The organism is Nitrospirales bacterium, from assembly GCA_031315865.1.
Classification (GTDB): Bacteria; Nitrospirota; Nitrospiria; order Nitrospirales; family UBA8639; genus JAGQKC01.
In genome coordinates this window covers 2,227,212-2,246,723 of record JALDRJ010000002.1, presented here as the reverse complement: position 1 = coordinate 2,246,723, position 19,512 = coordinate 2,227,212, and the positions used below count along the sequence as shown (strand labels likewise).

At 54.8% G+C, this 19,512-nt stretch carries 11 protein-coding genes; 9 read left to right on the top strand and 2 right to left on the bottom strand.

The genetic code is table 11. The features are described 5' to 3' along the window. Nucleotides 1-17: 17 nt before the first annotated feature. Entirely contained in the window at nucleotides 18-1,031 is a 1,014-nt protein-coding gene (locus tag MRJ96_10315; protein ID MDR4501832.1) for an alpha-E domain-containing protein, read from the bottom strand. Between the two features lie 3 nt (nucleotides 1,032-1,034). After that, nucleotides 1,035-2,492 (bottom strand): circularly permuted type 2 ATP-grasp protein, encoded by a 1,458-nt coding sequence (locus MRJ96_10310; GenBank protein MDR4501831.1) that lies wholly within the window; start codon nucleotides 2,490-2,492, stop codon nucleotides 1,035-1,037. Between the two features lie 272 nt (nucleotides 2,493-2,764). On the opposite strand from MRJ96_10310, the gene MRJ96_10305 reads away from it, so the two are divergent. From MRJ96_10305 to MRJ96_10265, 9 genes are all read left to right on the top strand, one after another. After that, a complete protein-coding gene (locus MRJ96_10305) occupies nucleotides 2,765-6,088 on the top strand; it encodes a transglutaminase family protein (GenBank protein ID MDR4501830.1) in 3,324 nt (1,107 codons plus the stop codon). 84 nt (nucleotides 6,089-6,172) lie between these two features. Further along, nucleotides 6,173-8,755 (top strand): circularly permuted type 2 ATP-grasp protein, encoded by a 2,583-nt coding sequence (locus MRJ96_10300; GenBank protein MDR4501829.1) that lies wholly within the window; start codon nucleotides 6,173-6,175, stop codon nucleotides 8,753-8,755. Continuing rightward, nucleotides 8,752-9,642, top strand: coding sequence for a transglutaminase family protein (locus MRJ96_10295; GenBank protein ID MDR4501828.1), 891 nt, complete (start codon nucleotides 8,752-8,754; stop codon nucleotides 9,640-9,642). Before MRJ96_10300 ends, MRJ96_10295 begins: the two co-directional genes overlap by 4 nt. A gap of 121 nt (nucleotides 9,643-9,763) precedes the next feature. Further along, nucleotides 9,764-11,176, top strand: coding sequence for an amidohydrolase family protein (locus MRJ96_10290; protein ID MDR4501827.1), 1,413 nt, complete (start codon nucleotides 9,764-9,766; stop codon nucleotides 11,174-11,176). A gap of 72 nt (nucleotides 11,177-11,248) precedes the next feature. Next, a complete protein-coding gene (locus MRJ96_10285; protein ID MDR4501826.1) occupies nucleotides 11,249-13,468 on the top strand; it encodes a TonB-dependent receptor in 2,220 nt (739 codons plus the stop codon). Nucleotides 13,469-13,651: 183 nt separating this feature from the next. Beyond that, nucleotides 13,652-14,203, top strand: a complete 552-nt coding sequence (locus MRJ96_10280) for a sigma-70 family RNA polymerase sigma factor (protein ID MDR4501825.1) — start codon at nucleotides 13,652-13,654, stop codon at nucleotides 14,201-14,203. A gap of 118 nt (nucleotides 14,204-14,321) precedes the next feature. Then, nucleotides 14,322-15,326, top strand: a complete 1,005-nt coding sequence (locus tag MRJ96_10275) for a FecR family protein (GenBank protein ID MDR4501824.1) — start codon at nucleotides 14,322-14,324, stop codon at nucleotides 15,324-15,326. A gap of 178 nt (nucleotides 15,327-15,504) precedes the next feature. Continuing rightward, complete coding sequence (locus MRJ96_10270; GenBank protein ID MDR4501823.1) at nucleotides 15,505-18,006, top strand: TonB-dependent receptor; 2,502 nt, start codon at nucleotides 15,505-15,507, stop codon at nucleotides 18,004-18,006. A 26-nt stretch (nucleotides 18,007-18,032) separates the two neighbouring features. After that, nucleotides 18,033-19,259, top strand: a complete 1,227-nt coding sequence (locus MRJ96_10265) for a PepSY domain-containing protein (GenBank protein ID MDR4501822.1) — start codon at nucleotides 18,033-18,035, stop codon at nucleotides 19,257-19,259. The last annotated feature ends 253 nt before the right edge of the window (nucleotides 19,260-19,512 follow it).

The window sequence follows — 19,512 nt, the reverse complement described above, 5'->3', positions numbered from 1 at the left end:
AGCACGCACGCATCCACCTAGTGATACTGAACCTGTGAAACTTGGGATTTGGATTGTGTTTCCAGCGTCAAGGAGGTTTCGGAATACCCGGGCGTTCGGAAAAACGCTTGAGCGACGAGATTGGAAAGTTCGTCGAGCTGCTCCAACACCTGCCCTAGAAATTTAGACAGTCCGGTCGAATAGACTTCTTCTAGGCTCCCGAACTCTAAGTCGGCGGCGAGCGCTCCAGCAAGACGGATCGTCTGCCGTGTTTCTGCGCGTCTGGCATGACCGGCAAGGAGTTCGACCAGTTCACTGGCTTGCGTAGTGGTAAAGCGGACGGAGCGAGGGAAGCGATTATGGAACAGTAAGAATCGCACGATTTTCTTCGGCACTAATTGAGCGGAATAAAACTTCCGGTAGGCTTCAAACGCACTGGCGGATTTTAACGCGGCAAGACACTGATGGTATTCTGAAATTCGCTTCGGCTCCGTCGTCGGGTCACTCAAAACGGGAATATCAAGTAGCCGGGCAGTCCGGCCGCCTCGTTCAATATTCTTTCCCAGTCGATAGAAATTCCATCCTTCATCCCGAACCATCGTTCCCCCCATGACCCCATCCAGGGTATAGCACGTATTCCGTACATGATTGAGTAACGCATGGGTGTCGGCCCAGAGATCCCACTCCGTCTTGCCTTTGAGGCTAAAATAAAAATCGTTCATGAAATGCCAGACCTCGCTCGACAGCTGATCTTGGATGCCCCGGGCATTGTTGCGTGCCGCCGCCACGAGATTGGTTAACGAATCAGGATTCTCGCGATTCAGCGTGACGAACTCCATGACGGATTTCGTACGAACCTCGTCATAGAGCTTTTGATAGACCGAGAGTTCGCCCGTGTCTTCCAAGTAACGGGTCCACACATCTGCCTGGTCTTCACCAGTCGCGATCTCCGTGAGCAGATGGTAATGCACATTGACGAATCGAGCGGTATATTCAGCCCGTTCGATGTAACGGCCAATCCAGAAAAAGGATTCTGCAGTCCGGCTTAGCATGATTCACTCATCGCCATAGAGCACCCAGGTGTCTTTGCTGCCTCCGCCTTGTGACGAGTTCACGACGAGCGACCCCTCCTTCAAGGCCACGCGGGTCAACCCGCCCAACGAGAGGGTGATATCTTCCCCCCAAAGCACGAATGGTCGAAGATCGACATGCCGGCCCATTAATCGAAGCGTTTGCCCTCCATCGATCAGACAGGGATGATGAGACAACGTAACGACCGGCTGGGCAATATACCCTCGAGGATTCGCCAGAATCTTTTTCCGGAATTCCGTTTGTTCCTTCTTCGTCGAACTCGGCCCCATGAGCATGCCGTATCCACCAGACTCGGCCACCGCCTTGACGACCAATTCGCCGAGATGTTCCAACACATACCGCCGATCTTCGGGAACGCCACACCGGTATGTCGGCACATTGTGGAGGATCGGTTTCTCGTTCAAATAATAGTCGATCATCTTGGGCACGAATGTATAGACGGCTTTGTCGTCGGCAATACCATTACCAATCCCATTAGCCAATGCCACATTTCCGGCTCGATACGCGCGAACGAGACCAGGAACACCAAGCACTGAATCTTGACGAAAAACTTCAGGGTCAAGAAACGCGTCATCCACACGACGGTAAATCACGTCAATTTGTTCAAGCCCTTGAGTGGTTTTCATGAACACTTTGTCGGACTCCACGACCAGATCGCGCCCCTCGACCATTTGAATGCCCATTTGGAGAGATAAAAAACTATGCTCAAAATACGCGGAGTTAAACACCCCGGGCGTCAGGAGCACGACCGTGGGGTTTTCTTTACCCAACGGAGCCAGGCCTTTGAGATTTTCCAGCAGTTGCGTAGGATAGTGATCCACGGGACGAACGTGCATATCGGCAAACAGATTCGGAAACAGGTGTTTCATCACCAAACGGTTTTCCAATACGTAGGAAATACCCGACGGCGTACGAAGATTGTCTTCTAAGACATAATACTGGCCTTCATGATTTCGCACCAGATCAATACCGGAGACATGGATGAACACTCCTTTCGGAGGGCAAAATCCCACGAGGTCCTTTTGAAAATGCTCGGAACTCTCGACGAGCTCTCGCGGAACAACCTGATCGTCCAGGATTCGCTGCTCCCCGTAGAGGTCGACGAGGAACATGTTCAACGCCCTGACCCGTTGCTTAGTCCCTTCTTCGATGATCTGCCATTCGGTATGGGGAATAATGCGAGGGAGCAGGTCGAACGGAAAGATTTTTTCCGTCTGTTGTGGGTCACCGTAGACGGTAAACGTGATGCCTTGCCGCAAGAAGGCTTGCTCGGCCTGTTTTCGTTTCAACGCCAAATCCTTGGAGGTAAAATTCCCTAATCGCTCGACCAGCCGACGGTAATGCGGACGTGGAAGGCCACTGGATTCGAAGATTTCATCAAACCCGGATTTCATCTGATAATGATCAAATAATGGTTTCACGATTCAACCCTTTTCGGGAAGGCTCGAACAGATAGAATCAAGGGGAACGTCCAAGGCAGGCAGTGTAGCATATTCCTGAAAGTCTATGGCAATCTGGACGAGCCTCCTGACCGCGGAACAATCTATCCTAGATCGCTCATTGCAAGGATGGCGATTGGTAAGAGATATAGGAAAGTTTCTGGTCCCGATGCTATGATGCCTGGCTTGGTTCCTGAATATTTCGTTTCACATTTGCTGATTTTCTCTGTACGCGTGATCGACGGATTGACATCATGGCTCTTCATATCGCGCTGAATCACCAAACCCATTATCGTTATGACCGCCTCGTACGTATGGAGCCGCACGTCATCCGGTTGCGACCGGCCCCTCACAGCCGCACCCCCATATTAAGCTACGCCTTAAACATCCAGCCGCATGGCTATTTCCTGAATTGGCAGCAAGACCCCCATGGCAATTACCTGGCACGGGTCGTCTTTCCTGAACCGGTTCGCGAATTTCATGTCGAGGTGGATCTCGTGGCTGACATGGTTATCTACAACCCGTTTGACTTCTTCCTTGAACCCGATGCCGAAACGCTGCCCTTTGTGTATGAGCCATTAGTGAAGCGAGACCTTCTTCCGTACCTGGATGTCGAACCACCAGGGCCTCGCCTACAGGCATGGCTCCACAGTTACAAGGCGCCCGCTGATGATCCCACGATTCCGTATCTGGTGGATTTGAATAAGCAATTGCAACAACACATCGAATACGTGGTCCGCATGGAACCTGGAGTCCAAACTCCAGAAGAAACACTGGGGCTTGGACGTGGATCGTGCCGCGATACCGGCTGGCTGCTCGTCCAGATCTTCCGACACCTGGGTATCGCGAGCCGCTTCGTGTCGGGATATCTCATTCAACTCGTAGCCGATGTAAAGTCGCTGGATGGCCCATCAGGAACCGATCGGGACTTCACCGATTTGCATGCCTGGGTGGAAGCCTATCTGCCGGGAGCCGGATGGGTGGGATTTGACCCGACGTCTGGGTTGCTAGCTGGAGAAGGACACATTCCCTTGGCCTGTACGCCGCACCCGTTCACCGCAGCGCCGATCAGCGGCATCATCGATCAGTGTCAGACGGAGTTTTCCCATGAAATGTCACTGACACGCGTCGTTGAATCGCCCCGGGTGACCAAACCATACACCGAAGAGCAATGGCGAGCGATTGACCAATTTGGACGGCAGGTGGATCAAGAATTACACGCCCATGATGTCCGGGTGACGATCGGCGGCGAGCCGACGTTCATCGCGATCGACTATCCCGACTCTCCAGAATGGAACACCGAGGCGGTCGGTCCGACGAAACAACAGACCGCCATGACTCTGATCAAACGGCTCCGTGATCGCTTCGCCCCTGACGCACTGCTCCATTTTGGTCAAGGCAAATGGTATCCGGGAGAACAATTGCCCCGATGGGCGTACAGCATGTACTGGCGTGAAGACGGAGCACCGCTCTGGCCAAACCAGCAGGTGATTCCAGAAGATACACCTGAGACGAACGCCTCTCACCAAGACGCACAACAGTTCATCAGAGGCATTGCTCAGCGCATAGCCGTGGGCAGTGAAACCATTTATCCAGTGTATGAAGATCCCTGGCACTTTATCGGACAGGAAAGAAAGCTGCCGGAAGCTCTTGACCCGGCGACCAATAACCTTGAAGACCCCTTGGCGCGAGCGCGGCTGGCGAAAGCCTTCGAACAAGGCATCACAACACCGGCTGGATATGTGCTGCCCTTACAGAGATGGAACGCTCGGGACGGCCAACGCCGGTGGATGAGTGAACCGTGGTCGACTCGAAGCCAACATTTATTCCTGGTACCTGGTGATTCTCCTATTGGATTTCGCTTGCCGCTTCCATCTCTCCCCGTCGTGGCGCCGGAAGACTACCCGTACATTATTCCCGTGGATCCTCTTGAACCACGCGGACCGCTCCCGGACCCTGATCCACAACGTCAGCCGTTCGTGAGAGGTCAAAACGAAAGAGACCCACATACGGATCAACCGCAACGCCTCCATGGACAAGTGGCCGGCTCCGGTGCGACCCGCGTGGTCCGGGCGGCCTTAGCCGTCGAGTCCAGAAACGGGCACCTCTGGGTCTTCATGCCGCCGGTCGAATCAGTCGAAGATTATCTAGATCTTGTGGCAGCCATCCACGACACGGCTGCGGAACTGAAGCAGCCCATCAACCTCGAGGGCTATACGCCTCCCTATGATCCCCGGATCAACGTGCTGAAAGTGACCCCCGACCCGGGCGTGCTGGAAATCAACATCCACCCGGCCTCCACGTGGGTGGACATGGTCGCCATCACGACCGGCATCTATGAAGAAGCCAGGCTCTGTCGCCTGGGAACGGAAAAGTTCATGTTGGATGGACGGCATACCGGGACAGGCGGCGGGAATCATATGGTGGTGGGTGGGAAAACCCCGGCAGACAGCCCATTTTTACGGCGGCCAGATCTGTTGCGAAGCCTCATCGCCTACTGGCAGCGACACCCTTCTCTCTCCTACGTGTTTTCGGGACTCTTTATCGGCCCGACGAGCCAAGCCCCGCGCATCGATGAAGCCCGGCATGACTCACTCTACGAACTCCAATTGGGGTTTACCCAGGTCCCAACTCCCCATACCGATCCGCCGCCACCGCCCTGGCTCGTCGACCGGATTTTTCGCAACTTACTCATTGATGTCACCGGCAACACCCATCGAACGGAAATTTGCATCGACAAGCTCTATTCCCCAGACGGGCCGACCGGCCGGTTGGGATTAGTGGAATTCCGTGCTTTTGAAATGCCGCCGCATGAGCGCATGAGTTTAGTGCAGCAAGTGCTGCTGCTCGCCTTGATCGCTCGATTCTGGCGTGTCCCAGACTCCGGCACGTTAGTCCGCTGGGGGACTCAACTACATGATCGATTCATGTTGCCCCATTTCCTGGAACAAGATCTTCGTGATGTCATACAGGACATGCAGCAGGCCGGCTATGACATCCGGGAGGAATGGTTCGCTCCTCATCTGGAGTTTCGATTTCCATTGTATGGGGCCATTTCCTATCAAAGCCTCGTGATGGAGGTCCGGCAAGCGCTTGAGCCCTGGCATGTCATGGGAGAAGAAGGGGCCGTGGGCGGAACTGTCCGCTATGTCGATTCATCGGTAGAACGTCTCCAGATTAAACTTTCGGGTTTGACCGACACACGGTATATGGTAGCCTGCAATGGACAACGGGTGCCGTTGACGCCGACCGGCCGGCAGGGAGAAGCCGTCGGCGGGGTCCGGTACCGGGCTTGGCAACCTTCCAAAAGCTTGCATCCGAACATCACCGTGGACGCGCCGCTCACGTTTGATATTTACGACCGGTGGACGCGCAGAGCCGTCGCAGGATGCACCTACTATGTCGCACATCAAGGCGGAAGAAACTTTGAACAATTTCCAATCAATGCGTATGAAGCGGAAAGCCGACGGCTGGCCAGATTTACGCCCTTTGGCCACACGGCCGGTCCGTATGTGGAACCGAACGACATCTCTCATCCAGAATTTCCTTGTACCCTCGATCTTCGATGGCCGCGATGATTGTCCGCACAGAGATCAAGCGTCGATGAGACCGCATCCCTCCACCGTCGCGTCCTTCTTCTTCCATCGCACGTGGGAACGCTAATGGCTGCATTCTCTCCTGATTCGTCAGATTCTTCTTGGACTTCTCCGGCCTATTATCCTCCCCGTCAGGATACGTTCGATGAACTGGTCAGTCAGGATGGATCATTGCGAACACATTGGCAGGGTTTCATAAAAGGCTTTTCGGGGTTAACCGCCAACAATCGGCAGTTGGCTCACGAGACCGCCGAACGAATGCTGCGGGATGACGGAGTCACGTATGTAGCCAGTCAAGACGGTCAACTCACGGCTCGACCGTGGCAATTGGACCTCCTCCCGCTGCTGATCAGCCAGGAAGAATGGCAACACCTGGAAGCGGGACTTATTCAACGCGCACAACTGCTAAACCATATTTTAAGCGATTTATACGGCCCTCAACAGTTGCTAAGAAATGGGACGCTGCCGCCAGCCGTGGTCTTTGGCAATCCGCAGTTTCTTCAGCCTTGCCATAACATCCCGGTACCCGGCCAGACCTATCTCCATTTTCTGGCCTTTGATATCGCGCGCGCGCCCGATGGACGATGGTGGGTTCTGCGAGACCGGACCGATGCTCCGACCGGAGTCGGCTTTGCCCTCGAAAACCGTATCATCGTGTCGAGAGCCTTGCCCACTCTCTTTGACGAAGCCCAAGTCCAACGGCTCTCCTCGTTTTTTCATACCTTCAGTCAACATTTTTTAGCCTTTTCCCATCGAGAAGATCCGCTCGCGGTCGTTCTGTCACCCGGTCCACAAAATGCCGCCTACTTTGAACATGCCTATCTATCGAGATATTTGGGCTACCCTGTCGTCGAAGGTTCGGATTTAACTGTTCGTGACGACCGGCTATTCTTGAAGACCGTCGATGGCTTAAAGCCCGTCGACTTGGTCTTACGACGAATCTACTCCGACCTCTGTGATCCCCTTGAATTATCCACTGAATCGACCCTGGGCATTCCGGGTCTGCTGCAAGCCGTTCGAGCAGGGCATGTGACCATCGCGAATGCGCTTGGAAGTGGACTAGTGGACAGCGAAGTGCTGTTGAGTTTTCTCCCCTCGCTCTGCCAATTCTTTTTCGGCGAAGGGCTCAAAATTCCCAGTGTTGCCACCTGGTGGTGCGGACAGGCCACCGAGCGAAATTATGTCCTTGAGAACATGCAGCAGCTCATGATTCGCCGGGTCTTGACCCCCAAACGGGACCTCAGCCACAGCCGTCTTTCTTCTTTTGGCCCGGATCTCAGTCCACAGGAACAAGCGGCTCTCGCTCAAGCGATATCACGGCGTGGGCATGAATATGTCGGACGGGAAATTGTCTCGCCATCCACCGCACCCTTTTGGGGATCACACGAACGACTCCAACCGGTTCCGATGACCCTCCGGCTGTACCTGACCGCCACGGCAAACGGATATTCAGTCATGCCGGGAGGGTTAGCCCGGGTATCGGTTCAATCCGACCCCCGTGGCCATTGGCATGAACCAGGAGATTTTAGTAAAGACACATGGGTCAGGGAACATGGCATACAGGATCATCAAGCTGTCATTCCTCCCCAGAAGACCGTACCTCTACTCCGCCGGGGTGGCCGGGACCTTCCCAGCCGGACCGCAGACAATTTGTTCTGGCTCGGACGGTACATTGAACGTGCGGAAGGCGCGATTCGGCTCTTGCGAAGTCTCTTTTTGCGCATGAGCGGTGAGGCCGGATTTAGCGATGAGCCGGAAACGCTTTCTCGCCTCGTTTCACTCCTGGTCATGCAAAAACATCTGTCTCCACGCCGGGCGAAACGGGCTGTCGCCGGTGGAACCGACATGGTCGAAGCCGAACTTCGGGCCATTTTGTTCGACCCTGATTCACCAGATGGCTTGGCACGAATACTCCATAACGTTCGTCGCACGGCTGAACTGCTGCGGCATCGCCTCTCGCAGGACACCTGGAATATCTTGATTGAGCTAACCAGTGTTCCGAAAGTCTGGGCACAAACCAAAGGTCAAAGCATCGATGACGCCATCCGGCTTCTCAGCCGCATGATCCAACATTTAGCGGCGGCCAACGGGATGGTCATGGAGAACATGACGCGCAGTTATGCATGGCGGTTTTTGGAAATGGGACGACGCCTGGAACGCGTGCGACATTTATCCAAACTCATTCGACCTCTGGCGACGCGGGGAAACCCTGAAAATACCGGAGCCCTGAATCTGCTCCTGGAATTGGCGGATAGTTCGATCACCTACCGGACCCGATACAAGGCGGAAGCCAACCTGGCCGCGGTCCTGGACCTGCTCTTGGCCGATGAAACGAACCCCCGGTCCGTCATCTTCCAGTTGCTCACCGTGGAGACGCACATGAATGAATTGCCCCATGAGGAAACGGCGGCATCGTTCAGCCCGGCCAAAAAAATTATCGTGAGGATTTGCACGGACATCCGCCTGACCAACATGATTCAGATAGCCGACCTGAACGCGACCACGAAAGCCAGAGGAAAACTCGTGCGCTTGCTGAAACAGTTCGATTCAGGCGTTCATCAACTGTCGGACATTGTCGCACATACCTATTTTAGTCATTCGTTCGCGCAGCGGATTTCCGGACCTCAATGGCTTGAGGGTATCCCATGATGTATCGAGTCACGCATCGCACGACCTTTGCGTACACCCAGCCGGTGGCGATTTCCCATCATGTCCTGCGTTTAGCCCTGCGGTCTCATCCTCGACAACATGGCCTGCAATCAGCCATGGACTTCACCCCCCTACCCACCGTACGGTCGGACGGTCAAGACTATTTCGGCAATCCGATGACGCATCTGACCATTCAGACTCCCCATACGGCCTTCGTCGTCGAAGCCCAAACGTTAGTGGATGTCCAAAAGCCAGACCCCATTCACCTGGATCAAAGCCCTCCGTGGGATCAGGTGGCTCAACAGCTACAAGGGACGACGGATTCGACGATATGGGACGCACAGCAATTTTTGTACGACTCTCCCTACGTAACGATTGACGATGCCACGTATGATTTTGTCCAGGAGTGTTTTCCTCCTGGGCGTCCCATGCTGGCCGGCGTCATGGAGTTGACCAGTCGAATTTTTCAGGAATTCACGTACGAAGGCGGCGTCACGGAAGTCTCAACACCCGTTCAGGAAGTGCTGACCTCACGAAAAGGCGTCTGCCAGGACTTCGCCCATTTGGAAATCGCCGCACTCCGCAGCTTGGGCCTATCCGCACGATACATCAGCGGCTACCTGTTGACGCATCCACCGGAAGGGCAAGAAAAACTCGTCGGCGCTGATGCGTCGCATGCCTGGATTTCGACCTGGTGCCCCAACGTTGGATGGATAGATTTTGACCCCACGAATAACTGCATACCCAGCGATGAGCACATCACGCTGGCCTGGGGCCGTGACTACGGAGACGTTAGTCCCATTAATGGCTTTATGGTGGGCGGTGGACAGCACACGCCTTCTGTCTCTGTGGATGTTTCGCCCGCGGCCCTTCCTTCCATTATTTAACCCTCTCTCCCTCCCGTTTCCGTCCTTTTAAAATAATTTCTCAGCTGACTTGTAGCATCCTGTAGCTTTTGGTGCATCGATCGGTAGTCCAGGTCAAAACTTCCATGTTACGAAACATCAAATGGGAGTGTTGAATTTAGCGGCTCGAATCTCCTTGGCAGGTCTACTCGTTGGGCTCCTGTCAATCACCATCGCCGTACACGCCACAGCTCTGGATTTCGAGAAATCTTCTCTCCCTTCCTTTCAGAAGACCTATGCGTACATCAACGGTAAATGGTTCGACGGAGAAGCCTTCAAGGACACGACGTTTTATGTCGAGGCCGGTCATCTGACCAGGGCACAGCCTTCCTCCATTGATGAGGTTGTCGATCTTCAAGGCCGATTCGTCCTGCCGCCATTCGGGGAAGCCCATACACATAATATTGAAGGACCCTGGCATCTGGATCAGACGATACAAACCTATCTTAAGCATGGCGTATTCTACGTCAAAAACCTGAATAACATCCGGGAGTTTTCTGAACAGATTCAACATAAGATCAATAGCCCCCGAAGCATCGACGTCGCCTTTGCCCATGCAGGAATAACCTCAAGCAAGAGTCACCCCATACGACTCTACGAAGAGGTTCTCCGTCTCTATCGCTATGAACCCCTAATCGGGAAAAAGAAACGGGGATGGTTTAAGGATCGTGCCTATTTCGTCATCGACTCACGTCAGGATCTAGATCACACATGGCCCAAAATCCTATCGGGCAAACCCGACTTTCTGAAAATTTATGTCGGTCACGGATCTCATCGAGAGTCCTCTACCCAGGCAGTAGAGCAACAGTTTCGCCGGGGACTCCATCCGTCGCTGATCTCGTCAGTCGTCTCCCGCGCTCACGAGCACGGACTACGGGTCTCCGCTCACGTGGAAACAGCGGAGGACTTTCGTCAAGCCGTGCTGGGCGGAGTGGATGAAATCGCTCATGTGCCGGGCTGGTACATTCCTCATGTCGACCTCGCTCAAGAAACAGTATTGCGAAAACAGGATGCGGACCTTGCGCGACAGCACAATGTCACGGTCGTGAGCACGACTGTCGCCGGCGCTTTCCCCCCTGCTGGACACCATACACATGCCCAGACGTCCTCCCATGGACATGAGCCCCACGCCGGGACGCCTCATCAGGAAGCCCATATGACAAGGATTCAACGAACAGCCCAAACGATTCAACGCGATAATCTTCAATTGCTCCACCGCCATGGCGTCAACATCGCCATCGGCAGTGATCACGCCGAGACCTCCCTCGCCGAAGCCCTGCACCTGCAGGACCTAGGCGTCTTTCATAACCGCACGTTGCTGAAATTGTGGTGTGAAAACACCGCCGACGCCATCTTCCCCGGGCGAAAAATTGGCAAGCTGCAAGAAGGGTATGAAGCCAGCTTTCTCGTATTGGCCGGCGATCCGATCCGCGACTTTCAGCAAGTCCGTCAGATCACCCTTCGCGTCAAGCAGGGTGTCCCATTGTCGATCGAACCACACGTCCATGCGCACTAATACATGAATGTTCTCAGAATAGATTCGTTTTCATGAACGAATCGTCTGTCTCACAAGAAAGGGTCAATGAGTATGATCGCGAAAGTGTGTCGAAGTCCGTACAGTCCTTTTTTCCTGCTCTGCCTGTGCTTGGCCTTCATGTCGGCTATGGTCACGACGACGTTTGCCGAACCGCCGACGGACCAGAAAGCCCCTGAGGTCGAAATGCTGCCACCCGTCCTGATCGAAGGCAAACGAATCGAAAACATCGATATCGTGAAAGAAGAACTGGCTCGCCGTCCCGGAAGCGTCGCGTTGATCGAAGCACAGGAAATCAACCAATCCCGCGGCCTCAATCTGAACGACGTGTTACAGTTCGTTCCCGGCGTTCGCTTTCAGACCCGGTTTGGCGCCGACGAAGGACAATTTCAAATCCGCGGCACGTCCCTTCGCAACAACTTTCATCACCGCGGCATCAACATTCTCATCAATGGAATCTACTTTGGCGATGCCGACGGGTTTTCGGATTTTGAATCCATCGACCTTCTCGCGTATGAACGCATCGAGGTGTACAAAGGCGCCAATGCGCTACGCTATGGCGCCAATACGATAGGCGGGGCCATCAATTTCGTCCCGCGAACCGGGTACAACGCGTCACGCATGCAGGTCAGACTTCAAGGCGGGAGTTTTGGGCTGATTATGGGGCAGGTCTCCAGCGGATACGTAACGCAGCCTTTTAAAATTGGCCACATGGATGCGGTCGCCGATTACTACATCAGCGCGTCGGGGAACCATCAGGACGGTTTCCAGGATAACAGTCAACAGGACCGGCAACGACTCAACGCCAACTTCGGCTTGAAAATCGGCACGCATCAGGAAGTTCGAGCCTATATCCTGGGAGGTGTGGTGGCGGAACGTCTACCCGGGTCCTTAACGAAGGCGCAGCTAGAAGACAACAACCAGCAGGCCAACACCCTGGGCGGGATCAGTCCCTTTGCCTGCGGCCCCAATCAGGCTTGCAAATACGGACGCTATTACAACTTAATCCGGACCGGAATCGCGTACCGGAACGAGTTCAGCGCCAATCAATTTTTTGAAATCATCCCCTATTATTCTTATCAATATATCGATCATCCCATTTTCCAGACCATCGTTCAGGACAATTATAATGTGGGGGGAGAAATCCGGTACAGCAACGCCAACCCGATTTTTGGTCATGACAATCTGTTCATCATCGGCCATCAGCCAAGATACGCAGATACCAACCAGCGCCGTTTCGTGAACAATCTCGGGGATCGCGGGACAAAAACCCAAAATCTCAGCCTCGAAACGACCAATTTTGGCACGTACCTGGAAAACCAGTTCAATGTCACGGAGGAGTTCATTTTCATCGCCGGAGGCCGGTGGGACTACAGCATTCGACAAGGCCGAAACCAGCTCTTCAGCCCGTTTTCAGGCAACCTGACCAGCAGCCGGACCGATCTCCGTCAATTCAATGCCATCACCCCGAAAATCGGATTTTCCTATCAAACGACCGAAACCTCACAAATCTACGGAAATGTCAGCCGTGGGTACGAACCGCCGATCAATCTCGAGCTTACCTCTTCCGTCAACCCGGACGGCTCCACACCAACCAGCGCGTTCCTCTCCCTCGATGCGCAACGGGCCTGGCAATTTGAACTGGGAACACGCGGGATCACCGCCGATCGCCGTCTCTCATGGGATATCACCGTGTTCAACTTGGAAATGCAAAAGGAAATCATCGCCTCCAATATCAACAATCAAAGCACCTACCAGAATGCCAAGAGTACAAGGCACACCGGTGTGGAAGCCGGCGGCAGTATCATCGTCGCCCATGGGCTGCTGGCACCCGGGCCGAAACATCAAACTGATACGATCACCGTGCGATCGGCCTATACCTGGTCACTCTTCAAATTCACGGACGACGTTTTTGGAGGGGGAGCCATCGTCGCCAAGGACGGGAATCGCGTTCCCGGCGCGCCGGAACATTACCTGACGGGCGAAGTGCGATATGACCATCCGGCAGGATTGTGGATTGCCCCGAACTTTGAATGGTCGCTGGCCGGCTTTTACGTCGATTCGTTGAATACCACCAAGAACCCCGCTTACTTCATCGTCAACCTTCGCGCGGGGTACACCTACAACAAGAGCCTGTCGTTCTTCGCCGAAGGCCGGAACCTGAGCGACCAAACGTACGCCGGCGCGGTCGTCGTGAACGACTCGTTGGGCCGGTATTTTAACCCGGGGCAGGGCATCAGCGGATTTGGCGGCATCGAATGGAAGTTTAATTGAGCATCACCGTTCGTAGAACAGACGTTTCCGCCTGGCCCCTTTCTCTTGGCTGTTCTCCAACTTTTCATCATTGTTGTAGCAGACATGAGCAATAGGTGTGTCGATCGGTGGTAGGGAAGAAATGATTGCTGCTATAACCTGAACGGTGTCTGTTTAGTACTCAGGAATTGCCAGATCCGGATCATGCTTCATACTCAGTTGCCGGTCCCAGCGTTGGGTGAGTGTACCCGCGAGACAGAGCAGAGCTGCCTCAGAGCCCTGCATGCTGACTGTCATGAGGAATTAGTCCATTTTGTGACGCAGCACGTGAAGTCTCCGCATCTTGCCACGGATATCGCGCAGGAAGCGTTCGTACGGCTCCTGAGACACAAGGATCTCCGGACTATCCGTCACCTCAAAACTTACCTATTTCAGATCGCAATCAACCTCGCCAAAGATCATTACCGAACCCATGCCTGTCATGTCCAGGCGCTGCAGGAAGTCGAACTCCAACACCTGCCGCGCGTGGACATCAGGACGCCGGAAACCATCGCGCTCGCCAAGGAACAACTCCGGCAGATCAATGAGGCCCTGGGAGAATTATCGCCCCTCTGCCAAAGAATATTTTATCTGAACCGTATACAGGGATTGAAGCATCGGGAGATCGCCGAGCGGCTTGCGGTTTCAAAACGGACCGTCGAAGAAAACCTCAAGCGCGCGCTCTCGCATTGTTTAGCCCGTGTTGACAGCATGTAAAGGACACTCACCCCTTCCCCGCTTCTTCTCTCTGTTCAAGAAATTGTGGTTTTCGATCCGTTATCCGTCTAAGATAGCGAGGGCTCTCTTAGGACAAAGCGTTTCACGCGAAGGACTCATGCACCCATCTGCCCCCAACGACAAACCCAACAGGTTGCGTCAGGAAGCCATCGACTGGCAAATCCGTCTAACCTCCGGCGAATCGACAGCGGAAGATCAACATGAATTTGAACGATGGCAGGGGCAAAGTCAGGCGCATGAGCAAGCCTGGAAGGAAGTCAATAATCTTTGGCGAGGAATAGACTCATTAGAGGAAGGCCCCTTTCGCGGCGCGACTCCCTTGAAAAGAGAGCGAGGCAAAACCATGCGCCCACTTTCTCCTCCGGCAACACCAAGACGCCCGCAGACGGCCGCCGGACGATGGCTGGCGGTAGCAGCCACGATCATGATCGGCGTGTTTGTGGCCTTGGGTCTCGCCACGTATCCGCATTGGATGGCCGATTATACGACAGGTGTGGGGGAACGCCGGACGGTCTCGCTGCCCGATGGAACCCTGGTCGAGTTGAACAGCCAAACGGCCCTCAACGTCCGGTACACCTCAACTCGCCGAAACATCGAACTCGTGGGCGGAGAAGCCTACTTCACCGTCAAGCCCGACTCCCGGCGACCGCTACTCGTCAGAAGCGGCCAGGGCACGACCGAAGCCATCGGGACGGAATTTCTCGTCAACCGCGACAGAGTCGGTACGCAGATAGCGGTACTGGAAGGTGAGGTCGAGGTCACGTACCCTCTCCTGCAACAAAGATCCAGGTTCACCAAGGACATGGTGGGCGCGTACGACCCGACTCATGGATTGCACACCGTGCCCAATGCCAAGCTCGACGTGCTTACCGCCTGGCGAGAAGGCTATCTTATCTTCGACCAGACACCGCTCGGCGAAGCCATTACCTCCATCAACCGGCATCGGCAGGGAACCATCGTCTTGCTGAACCGCACGCTCGCCAGACATCGGGTGAACGGCATCTTCCGACTGAATGCGCTCGAGAATGCCGTGACCGCGATCGACGAAACCACGCCGGCTGAAATCGTCCGCCTCACCCCCTACTTCGTCTTCCTTCACTGAATACGCCATCACGGGACGATCTTCATCACCTTTTCGTTAGCGGGCATTTCCCCCTCGCCAAGAATATTCTTCATGTGGTTTTTTGATCCTCATCCGTCTAACTGCAGTTGATTCATGCGGCTGCGCCATCGCATGCCCCGCGAGATTATATTTATTCATCTTCATGGAGACAGGGTTCATGCAGACTTTTCACTCACGCTCCGTCAGCCATTCCTTTCTTGCTCAGGCCGCGACACGTTCGATACTGATTCTTTTGGTCGTCTGCAGTGGCCTGCATTGGGATCAGAGCAAGGCGCTCGTTCAGGCCGCAGAGCAAGATATGCCGAACCGGCCGATGATCTTCGACATTCCGGCCCAGTCCTTATCGAGCGCATTGCAGGCATTCGGGAAGCAAAGCGGGCTTCCCATCCTGTACAGCAGCGACGTCAGCCGTGACCGGAAGGCTCCTGCACTGACCGGCACCTATTCAGCCGATCAAGCCCTTGAACGGCTGCTCAAAAGGTCAGGGTTGACGTATGACATCACGCCTTCGGGCACCGTCACGATCAAACAAGGACTTCTTCCTCCAACACCGCTGACCACGGCCGATTCGGAAGCCGAGGCTCGAACGCCGCGTCGGTCAGTGGACGATACGCCTGTCGAGACCTTGCCTGAAGTGCTGGTGCCGGGGTTCCGGCTGATACGCGACTCCTACACCGCACCCAATGCCACCACTGCGACAAAGCTGGATACGCCGATCATGGAAACGCCATTATCCATCCAGGTCGTGACGCCGGAAACGCTGAAAGATCAGCAGGCCATTCAACTGGGCGATGCCATCAAGAATGTCAGCGGCGTACTCCAAGGAAACACCCAGGGCGGTTTTTCCGAAGAGTTCATCATTCGCGGGTTCAACACGCAATTCGCCAATTATCTGGACGGGTTTCGATTTCCCGCCAGTCGTCTTTCTACTGCTCTCGTTGAACGTGTCGAGGTGCTCAAGGGGGCGTCGGCCAATCTCTACGGCCGCATCCCGCCGGGCGGCATGATCAACATGGTGCTCAAGCGTCCGCAGGCCACCCCCTATTACAGTCTGCAGCAGCAGTTAGGCTCTTACGAGGAATATCGTACGACCGGAGACGCTACCGGCCCGCTCACGTCGAATGGGACTTTGCAATACCGGTTTAATTTTGAAAATTTAGACAGTCAGTCGTTCCGGGATTATGTGTTTACCGATCGAACGCTCTTAGCTCCATCCATGCGGTGGCGTCTCACCGAGCGTACCCTCATCGATGTGGACTATTTTTATTCGGATGAAAAGACGGTCAATGACTGGACTGGCATTCCAGCCATCGGCGACCGGCCGGCCAAGATTCCCATCTCGCGATTTCTAGGCGAACCGTCCACAGACGAAAGTCGGACACAGTTGTATCATCTGGGCATCAGCGCCAGCCATCAATTCACCGAGGACTGGAGCATCCGTGGCCGCTTCGTCAAGATGGACCGCAATAGCCGAGACAGACTTACCGCAGGGAATGCCCTCGATCTCACCACCGGCGAAATGAGCCGCGATTTCAATGGTGGGGATGCCAAAGGCACTTATTACTACGGCACGGTAGATCTCACCGGCAAGTTTTCCACCGGAGCCATCAAACATCGCGTCCTGATCGGGTGGGATATTTACGATCAGACGGTAACAGTACGCGCACTGAATACCCCAGTCGGCCCGATCAATATCTTTAACCCTGCTCACGGCGTTGGCGTAGCGAATGTCAATACGGCGTTTAACACCTTTATTGATCAGCGCAATGATTGGACGGGGGTCTATTTTCAGGATCAGATCACGCTCTGGGACAAGCTGCATATCCTGGGTGGCGGCCGCTATGATTGGGCCACATTCGGCGTTGGTTTTGTGCGTGGCATCCCTCAAGCATCGCTCACAACAGCCAAAGCTGCCCGAAACGATGTCAACAATGACCGGTTTAGTCCCCGCGTCGGCGTACTCTATCAGCCCTGGACCTGGCTCTCGCTCTTCGGAAACTACTCAGAATCGCTGGGAGCCGCGAATACCGGCGTCTCGCCTAGCGGGAAAGTCTTAGACCCGCAGATCGCCAAACAATATGAGGCCGGTTTCAAAACGGAGTTCTTCGAGCAACGGTTGACCTCCTCAGTGGTCTTCTATCATCTCACCAGACAAAACACGCCCGTGCCAATTGGGGTGACCGGATTCGCCCGTGCTATCGGCGAAGCCAGAAGCCAGGGCGTGGAAATCGACCTGGCGGGCCGGCTCACCGACTCAGTGAGCCTCATCGCCACCTATGCCTACACGGATGTTGAAATTACCAAGGGACAGGATAAAGGCAACCGGTTGTTCAATGCCGCCAAGCACATCGGAAGTTTCTGGGCCAAGTACGACGGCCTGCCAAAGACCCCGCTGGAAGGCTTAAGCCTGGGAGCGGGCGTCTATCTGGCGTCGGAACGCGAGGGGGACACGGCCAACACGTTTCAACTCCCCGGCTACGGACGAGTTGATACGTTGGTCCGGTATCAGTTTCCGTTCTACAAAGCCCGGATGGCGTTCCAGTTGAACGTCTACAACCTGTTCGACAAGACCTACTACGAATCCACGATCGGCGATCGATTTTCGACCACGCCCGGTGCGCCACGCACGTTCCTGGGCTCGATCCGCGTCGAGTACTGAGGCGAAGGGCACAGTGCACGAACCCAATGCGGGACAAAGCAACAACCGAGAGCCGGTTAGCCAGAAGGCGGCATCGCCATTGTTGGAGAACGCTGCACGCCGTTCTGGGAATTTCGGCCGGACTGGTCTTCACGATCATCGGCTTGACCGGGAGTCTCCTGGCATTCTGGCCGGAGCTGGATGTCTGGATGCATCCTGCCCTGATCCAGGTCTCTGCCCACGCCGATCAAGAAAAGGCGTTGCGTTCCCTTGACGATATCGTCGCGGCCGCCCGGTCGGTGATCCCTGCCGACGGCCAGCCCTACGCGCTCGTCTACCCGCGTTTTCCGGATTCCGGCTTCGTGGTCACCTACAGCCGACCCGCGCCCGACCCGAAGCAACTCGAGTGGCACCAGGTCTTCATTGACCCATACACCGCGCTGGTTACGGGTAAACGGTTACAGTTCGATATGGAACGGCCATGGCGCGGTTCTTTGTTCGATTTTATTCTGCGCCTGCATTACACCCTCGCGCTCGGCGCGCAAGGCGCAACCTTGGTCGGAATCATCGCCCTCGCACTGATGGTATTGCTCGCTTCGGGGATTGTCTTGTGGTGGCCGGCTTCAACACATATCTCGTCAGCCTTCACGATCAAACGCGGCGGGAGCCACCAGCGCTTTCTCTATGACCTTCACAAAACCGTTGGCTTCTATGCGTCAGTCCTCTTGATGATCGCGCTGTTTTCAGGCCTCTACCTGGTGTTTCCCGACTACGTGAAAGCGCTGATCGGGATATTTTCGACGACCGGAACGACACCGCACCTCACATCGGCCCCGTCTCACGAACAACGCCCCATCGGCTTCGATGAAGTGGCAGCCATCGCCGACGAGACGTTTCCGGATGGACGGTTTCAGTGGATATTTTTTCCGCAGGGAGCGAACGGAGTCTATAAAATCGTCAAAAAGGCCCCATTGGAGCGGACCGATATTCTCCCCGCAAGGGCCCTATGGATCGACCAGTATAGCGGGCAGGTTCTCCACACCCATGACCCCGCACACTATACGACTGGCCAAACGTTCATGCATTGGCTCTTTCCCCTCCACAGCGGCGAAGCCTTCGGATGGCCGGGACGATTCATGATCCTGTGTCTTGGCCTCGTCCCCGGCGCCCTGTTTATCACCGGGTTGATCCGCTGGCGACAGAACCGGCGTGGACGAGAAAGAGGCCGACGTCATGAAGAAAAAGCCTTGTTTGCCGTTTCGAAATTTACGTAGGACATCGCATTTCATATGCCGACATATTCCTCAAATCCATGGCTCTCTACTATCTATCGTTTCTACCAAAACCTATCTGACAAAACTAAAGATGCCAGCTTCTCTGTTCGTGAATAGATTCGTCAACGGCAAACTGAAGTAGTCGAAAGCCATCGCACAGAACGATAAGAGCAACAAAATGCAGGAGGATCCGTACGCTTGAAGTTGGGCTTCTGATTGTTGCACACGTATGCATCCATAGACATGACCGTTC

Bases quoted from the DNA above. Each gene is read 5' to 3' on its own strand.
- MRJ96_10315 (MDR4501832.1), bottom strand. From the start codon at position 1,031: ATGCTAAGCCGGACTGCAGAATCCTTTTTCTGGATTGGCCGTTACATC.
- MRJ96_10305 (MDR4501830.1), top strand. From the start codon at position 2,765: ATGGCTCTTCATATCGCGCTGAATCACCAAACCCATTATCGTTATGAC.
- MRJ96_10300 (MDR4501829.1), top strand. From the start codon at position 6,173: ATGGCTGCATTCTCTCCTGATTCGTCAGATTCTTCTTGGACTTCTCCG.
- MRJ96_10295 (MDR4501828.1), top strand. From the start codon at position 8,752: ATGATGTATCGAGTCACGCATCGCACGACCTTTGCGTACACCCAGCCG.
- MRJ96_10290 (MDR4501827.1), top strand. From the start codon at position 9,764: ATGGGAGTGTTGAATTTAGCGGCTCGAATCTCCTTGGCAGGTCTACTC.
- MRJ96_10285 (MDR4501826.1), top strand. From the start codon at position 11,249: ATGATCGCGAAAGTGTGTCGAAGTCCGTACAGTCCTTTTTTCCTGCTC.
- MRJ96_10280 (MDR4501825.1), top strand. From the start codon at position 13,652: ATGCTTCATACTCAGTTGCCGGTCCCAGCGTTGGGTGAGTGTACCCGC.
- MRJ96_10275 (MDR4501824.1), top strand. From the start codon at position 14,322: ATGCACCCATCTGCCCCCAACGACAAACCCAACAGGTTGCGTCAGGAA.
- MRJ96_10270 (MDR4501823.1), top strand. From the start codon at position 15,505: ATGCAGACTTTTCACTCACGCTCCGTCAGCCATTCCTTTCTTGCTCAG.
- MRJ96_10265 (MDR4501822.1), top strand. From the start codon at position 18,033: ATGCGGGACAAAGCAACAACCGAGAGCCGGTTAGCCAGAAGGCGGCAT.